We start from the raw sequence: 2,775 nt of genomic DNA on the forward strand, positions 1-2,775 counted from the left end.
GAAGAAATGACGTTAGTTAAGTCCATCCCGAACAATAAAAAAGAACTGAAACAACAATGCGTTGAAAGTGCCGCAGATGCAGAAACCGTCAGTTTTATTTCAATTATAGCTTCACTTTTCAATAAAATTTTTAGACACAAGTAGTCCTCCCTTTCATTTCTATTCCCATCTTTTATTGTCATTGTGTTTATAGTCACTCTATAAACACTTGATTTTAAATAGATGACACTGTAATAAAAGTGACATACTTTGTTTGTAGTGTAATGAAATAAATGCACTTTAATACTTTATAGTTTACCGACACCAGTCAATTGATTACACCAACTAAAATAGTTAGTACTTGTTAAAACTCAGCTATTAAAGAGTGATTTTCATGTGAAAAGCTAACAAAGCGCTTAGTAAAATTGGCATAAGTTCAAACAGTAAATTTATTAATCTTTAATTAAAGTGAATAATCTTTAACTAATGACTATAAAACGATGCCAAATACAAATACCTTAACCATTGAATCAATTATTAACGATAGAAACTTATCTATTGTATTTCAACCTATTATCGAAAATCAGCAACAAGATATCTTTGGTTACGAAGCGTTAACACGTGGGCCCGTAGGCACTCATTTCCATTCCCCCATCGCTTTATTTGAAGCAGCAAAAGAACAAGGTTGCTTAGTTGCTTTAGAGCTATTATGTCGCGAGTTATCAATATCTGCCTTTAAACAAAGCAAATTGCCTGGGAAATTATTTCTTAACGCGAGCCCTGAAACGTTATTTGAGCCTAATTTCAAATCAGGTGAGACGCTAAAGCTGTTACAAAATAGTGGCCTATCCCCCTCTCAAGTGGTGATAGAGTTAACCGAACACAGCCCTTTAGAAAATTATGAGTTAGTGAGAGATGCGCTAAAACATTATAAGGAGATGGGGTTTGAAATTGCTATGGACGATTTAGGCTCTGGCTACTCCGGTTTAAGAATGTGGTATGAATTACGTCCCGATTTTGTCAAAATTGATCGTCACTTTATTTGTGAGATTGACTCAGATAAAGTAAAACAACAATTCGTTCGTTCTATTAAAAACATTGCGGAAGAGCTTAATTGTAAAGTCATCGCTGAAGGGATAGAAACAGCTGATGAGTTTCAGTTTATAGAAAAAATAGGCACCCCATTCTGCCAAGGTTATTATTTCAGCCATCCTGAGAAATCTCCTATTGTTAAGCTCCCTTCTCATTTTTTTAACGATAGAAAACTACTTAATCAAATGGAAAACCGTGCGGTTTCAACAGCCACGGTGGGCGATCTTTTATTACCATTTCAAGCGATTGATATTGCATCTAATGTGCAAGTTTGTACCGACCTATTTAACCAATTTCCAGATGTTGACTGTATCCCTATTATTGCGGGTAATGAACCAGTAGGTGTCGTACGGAGAAGCAGCTTAACCAATCTACTATTCTCTAAATATGGGCACGACCTTTCCAATAAGTTTGAATTATCCAGATTAATTGACCAGGATGTACTTGTGTTAGAAGATGACTTACTCATTGAACAAGCCAGTGTCATGATCAGCGAAAAGATTAACAACAAGAAAGTATTAGAATTTATCATTGTAAAACAGGGTAAATATAAAGGCATAGGGTTAATCATCGACTTATTAAAGGAGATAACCAACCTACAAATTAATAACGCTCGCTATGCAAACCCGCTTACCTTATTACCCGGTAACGTCCCAATCAGTAAAAAACTTGATTACATTTTATCAACATCAGCCCCTTTTACTGTGTGCTACATTGATTTAGATAATTTTAAACCTTACAACGATTATTATGGTTATGAAAAAGGCGATCAGATTATCCTTGGTCTCGCTGATATTCTTAGAACAAAAAGTAATGGTTCCGATGACTTTATAGGGCATATAGGTGGGGATGACTTCATTCTTATCTCTTCATCTCCAGATTGGGAAACACAGTGCGAACAAATTTTAAACAAGTTTTCTGATTGGGTACGCTACCGTTACCGACCTGAGGACCTTGAGAAAGGGGGAATTTCAGGGGAAGATAGAACGGGTAACAAGCAATTTTACCCTTTATTAAGCTTATCGATAGGCTGTGTTTGCCTTCCACCTCCTTATTGCAAGAGCCATCATGATGTTGCTGTATTAACAACCCATGCGAAGGCAATGGCGAAAAAGATAAAAGGCAATTCAATCTATATTTATGATGAAGCAAATGATCAAGTAAAAACAAATTACTGTTAGCGCTAATCGCAGAAACGAGAAGGCTTGCTAGTTGTTAACCCTGAGCAACTTTGGCCTTCTGTAGCCATCATACTGCTTATACCAATCACACTAAGAAACGGATCTATTTTACTTGTTAAAATAACTGAGTCCTTCGTTGTCATTTTGCAAATAGCGCAACTATTCAAGAATTAACATTTTTTAATTAATTCTCCGATAGACTATTAACCAAGTTAATCGTCGAAAGGCTTAAATGACGCCTTGAACTAAGCCAATTTCCTGCGCAACGTTGAGATCGCTTATTGAATGCCATTGGTATTATACCAATCATAGTAAGTAACTGATCTATTTTACTTGTTAAAACAACTTATTTTTTCGTTGTAAGTTTCGTATAGGGAACAACCATTTACATCAACTTACGCCTCAAACTAAGCCATTTTTCCGGCGCAAAATTTAGATCTGATATTTACTAGAACTGGTATTAGCCACAAACTCACGGGAAACTATAATGATTAAACATTTAAATGTAGGGTTAACCGGCTTA

General features: G+C 35.7%; 1 protein-coding gene. It reads left to right on the forward strand.

Annotated elements, in window-relative coordinates:
- The first annotated feature begins 479 nt into the window (after nt 1–479).
- Complete coding sequence (locus tag DS885_RS16580; RefSeq protein WP_113820515.1) at nt 480–2,252, forward strand: bifunctional diguanylate cyclase/phosphodiesterase; 1,773 nt, start codon at nt 480–482, stop codon at nt 2,250–2,252.
- Nucleotides 2,253–2,775 lie beyond the last annotated feature (523 nt).

This window comes from Psychromonas sp. B3M02 (assembly GCF_003318165.1).
GTDB lineage: Bacteria > Pseudomonadota > Gammaproteobacteria > Enterobacterales > Psychromonadaceae > Psychromonas.

Excerpts from the sequence above, each read along its gene's own strand:
- DS885_RS16580 (WP_113820515.1), top strand. The coding sequence starts at position 480 with ATGCCAAATACAAATACCTTAACCATTGAATCAATTATTAACGATAGA.